This is a genomic window from Micromonospora sp. NPDC003776 (assembly GCF_053605645.1).
In genome coordinates, this window is the sequence record NZ_JBSGJR010000629.1 from 1 (window position 1) to 3,782 (window position 3,782).

The 3,782-nt window shown below is 75.4% G+C and carries 4 protein-coding genes and 1 pseudogene; 1 reads left to right on the forward strand and 4 read right to left on the reverse strand.

What is annotated here, in order from left to right:
- From ACWEVO_RS32235 to ACWEVO_RS32250, 4 genes and pseudogenes are all read right to left on the reverse strand, one after another.
- Positions 1-404 (reverse strand): annotated as a pseudogene (locus ACWEVO_RS32235) (metallophosphoesterase); the annotation flags it as partial.
- A gap of 11 nt (positions 405-415) precedes the next feature.
- Positions 416-661, reverse strand: coding sequence for a MoaD/ThiS family protein (locus ACWEVO_RS32240; RefSeq protein WP_452311221.1), 246 nt, complete (start codon positions 659-661; stop codon positions 416-418).
- A 2-nt stretch (positions 662-663) separates the two neighbouring features.
- The gene (gene moaA, locus ACWEVO_RS32245; RefSeq protein WP_452311222.1) at positions 664-1,677 is read right to left on the reverse strand and encodes a GTP 3',8-cyclase MoaA; all 1,014 of its coding nucleotides are present in this window, start codon (positions 1,675-1,677) and stop codon (positions 664-666) included.
- Entirely contained in the window at positions 1,674-2,588 is a 915-nt protein-coding gene (locus ACWEVO_RS32250; protein WP_452311223.1) for a fructosamine kinase family protein, read from the reverse strand. The genes moaA and ACWEVO_RS32250 overlap by 4 nt, the downstream gene beginning before the upstream one ends.
- Positions 2,589-2,751: 163 nt before the next feature.
- On the opposite strand from ACWEVO_RS32250, the gene ACWEVO_RS32255 reads away from it, so the two are divergent.
- The coding region (locus ACWEVO_RS32255; RefSeq protein ID WP_452311224.1) for a DUF4192 domain-containing protein at positions 2,752-3,782 on the forward strand (1,031 nt) is incomplete at its 3' end.

Consider the following 3,782-nt stretch of genomic DNA (forward strand, 5'->3'; position numbering starts at 1 on the left):
GGGGGCGCGGCCGGATCGTCGGCCGTCGGGCCGGTGGCCGGCGAATCGGGGGCGCCGACCAGGGCCGGCTCGGGAGCGGCCGCGGTGGGTTCGGCGACCACGGCGCGGCGGCGCAGCACCAGCCTGGCCACCGCCATCGGCACTTCCAGCACCAGCAGCACGACCAGCAGGTAGAACATCAGGGCCAGCCAGATGAACCCCGGCCAGGCGATCCAGTCCACGCCGGCGCGGGTCACGATTATGGTGGCCGGGATCAGCACCGCCAGCAGCAGTACGGCGATCCCGCCGGTCCTCCTCCCACGCCCGAGAGCGGTGGTGTCGCGCACCAGCCGTTTCCACAGGTAGAGGTGGATCAGGGCGGTGACGAGCAGGACGAAGCCGACGAACGTCCCCATCGCCAACACGTGGGCTCCCCTCATCCGCCCGCGAACGGCGGCAGCACGTCGACCGTCACGCCGGCCGGCAGCGGTGCCTGCCGATCGTGACAGGCCAGGCCGTCGACCAGGAAACTCGCCGCCTTCAGCACGACGGCCAGCCGCTCGCCGTGCCGGGCGGCCAGCTCGTCGACGAGTTCGTCGAGCGACCGGCCGGCCGGGACGGTCTCCTCGGACCGGCCGGCCGCGGCCCGCGCCCCGGCGAAGTAACGGACGGTGAGCTGCACGGTCAGCCTCCGATCGCCGACATCGGGCGGGCGGGTTGCAGGAAGGTGGGGTCGTCGATGCCGTGCCCGGCCCGCTTTCCCCACATCGCCGTGCGCCACCGCCGGGCCAGCTCGGCGTCGTCCGCCCCGGCGCGCAGCGCGCTGCGCAGGTCGGACTCCTCGGTGGCGAAGAGACAGGCCCGGACCTGCCCGTCGGCGGTGAGCCGGGTGCGGTCGCAGTCGCCGCAGAACGGCCGGGTCACGCTGCCGATCACCCCGACCCGGGCCGACCCGCCGTCCACCAGCCAGGTCTCGGCGGGCGCCGCACCCCGCTCCGCCGGATCGGGGGTCAACGCGAACTCCCGGGTCAGCGCCGCCAGGATCTCGTCGGCGGTGACCATCGTCGTCCGGTCCCAGCCGTGCTGCGCATCCAGCGGCATCTGCTCGATGAAGCGCAGCTCGTAGCCATGCGCCAGGGCGAACCGGAGCAGCGCCGGAGCCTCGTCGTCGTTGACCCCGCGCATCAGCACCGAGTTGATCTTTACCGGGGCCAACCCGGCCGCGGCCGCGCCGGCCAGACCGGCGAGCACGTCGGGGAGCCGGTCCCGACGGGTCAGCTCGGCGAACCGGGCCCGGTCCAGGGTGTCCAGCGAGACGTTCACCCGGTCCAGCCCGGCGGCGCGCAGCGCGGGCGCGAGCCGTTCCAGCCCCAGGCCGTTCGTGGTCAACGAGATCCGGGGGCGGGGTTCCAACGCGGCCACCGCCGACACGATCCCGACCAGCCCGGGCCGGATGAGCGGCTCCCCGCCGGTGAAGCGGACCTCGGTGACGCCCAGTTGCCGTACCGCGATGCGGACCAGCCGGATGATCTCGTCGTCGCTGAGCAGTTGCGGCCCGGCCAGCCACGGCAGCCCTTCCGCGGGCATGCAGTAGGTGCAGCGCAGGTTGCACTTGTCGGTCAGCGAGACCCGCAGGTCCCGGGCGACACGGCCGTACCGGTCGACGAGGACCCCGTCGGTGGTCGGGGCGGCGGTCACCTGTCGACCGTAGCGCGTTCGGTGCCCCGCAGCGCGGCGCGGCCGGCGGTTGCCACCGCGTCCCGGTATGCCGTGCCGAACAGGGCGGTGTGCACGAGCAGCAGATGGAGCTGGTGCAGCGGCACCCGCTCCCGCCAGCCGTCGGCCAGCGGCCACGCCTCCTGGTAGGCGGCCATGATCCGGTCCAGGTGGGGCGGGCCGCCGAAGAGCGCGAGCTGGGCGAGGTCGGTCTCCCGGTGGCCGCCGTGCGCGGCCGGGTCGATCAGCCGGACCCGGTCGTCGGCCCCCCAGAGCAGGTTGCCCGGCCAGAGGTCGCCGTGGATCCGCACCGGCGGCTCGTCACCGCCGAACTCGCCGATCCGCTCGATCACCTGCTCCACCAGTGCGACATCGTCGCCGCCGAGGGCGCCGTTGTCGACGGACAGGCGCAGGTAGGGCAGGAGCCGCCGGTGCGCGAACCAGGCCGGCCAGGGACCCGGGTCCGGCGTGTTGTCCTGTGGCAGCGCGCCGATGAAACCGGCCCACTCGGCGCCGAAGGCGGCCGCCCCGGCCCGGTGCAGCCCGGCCAGCTCGCGCCCGAACCGCTCGGCCGCCTCCCGGCCCGGCTCGCCCGGCTCGACCCACTCCAACGCCAGCAGCTCGGGCAGCGCCACCAGCACCTCCGGCACCGCGACCGTGGCCGGCTCACGCAGCCAGCGCAGCCCGGCCGCCTCGGCGGCGAAGAAGCCCTCCGGCACCGGCCGGCCGGCCCGCTCGGGCCAGGTCTTGGCGAAGACCGAGTGGCCGTCGTCGAGGGTGAGCCGAGAGGTGGCGCAGATGTTCCCGCCGGAGACCGGCGTCTCCCGGATCCGTTGGTGGGTCAGGAAGGTCGGCAGGTGCTCCGGGTGTGCCCGCAGGTACGCCAGGTCCATGAGCGCAAGGTAGCCGGTCGGACCGACGCTCGCGGGTCGGGCGGCGTCCTCGGCCGGTGCCGATCCGCGTTCACCTGCACCGATACTCTCCGTATCTGTGGACAACCCGCGTGTCGTCCACAGGGCCTGTCGGGGTGGGGCGGGGTGCCCCCACGCTTCCGGCATGACTCCCACCGACCAGCTCCGGCTCGCCGTCCGCTCGCCCGCCGACCTGATCGCCGCCGTGCCCTACCTGCTCGGCTTCCACCCCGCCGACAGCGTGGTCGTGGTGGCGCTGCGCGGCCGTCGGGTCGTCTTCGCCGCCCGCGGCGACCTGCCCGAGCCGGGCGCCGACCCCCGGCCGGCCGCCGGGCACCTGGCCGAGGTGATCGCCCGGCAGGGCAGCGAGTCCGCCACCGTGATCGGGTACGGTCCGCCCGTCCGGGTGACCCCGGCGGTCGACGCGGTCGGCGAGGCGCTGGACCGGGCCGGCCTGCTCGTGCTCGACGCGCTTCGGGTCACCGACGGGCGCTGGTGGTCCTACCTCTGCACCGAACCCGACTGCTGCCCGCCGGACGGCACCCCGTACGACCCGGGGGCCAGCGAGGTCAGCGCGGCGGCCGTCTTCGCCGGTCAGGTCGCCCTGCCCGACCGGGCGGCGCTGACCGCGCAGGTGTCCGCGCTCGACGGTCCGGTCCGGGTGGCCATGCGTCGGGCCACCGTCCGGGCCCGGGGACGGCTGGCCGCCCTCACCGAGGAGGCGACCGAGACCGCGCTGGTCGGTGGCCGGTCCGTACGCTCCGCCGGGGTGGCGGCCGTCCGCACCGCGTTCCGCCGGGCCCGGCGCGGCGAGCGGCTGACCGATGACGAGGTGGCCTGGCTGACCGTGCTCCTCACCCAGCTCCCGGTACGCGACCATGCCTGGGAACGCACCGACGGGCGGGACGCCGACATCAGCCTATGGACCGACGTGCTGCGGCGGGCCGAGCCGGAGCTGATCGCCGCCCCCGGCAGCCTGCTCGCCTTCGCTGCCTGGCGGGCCGGCTACGGTGCCCTGGCCGCGGTCGCCCTGGAGCGGGTGCTGGCCGCCCGGCCCGACTATTCGCTCGCCCTGCTGCTGGACGACCTGCTCCGTCGCGGCGTGCCCCCGTCCGAGCTGGACGGCTGGCCGGAGGTCGGCTTCCCCGGTGTGGTCCGCCGCGCCCGCCCCGCGCC

What these genes read in the sequence shown, in the direction of transcription:
- ACWEVO_RS32250 (WP_452311223.1), bottom strand. Translation starts at nt 2,588, where the DNA reads ATGGACCTGGCGTACCTGCGGGCACACCCGGAGCACCTGCCGACCTTC.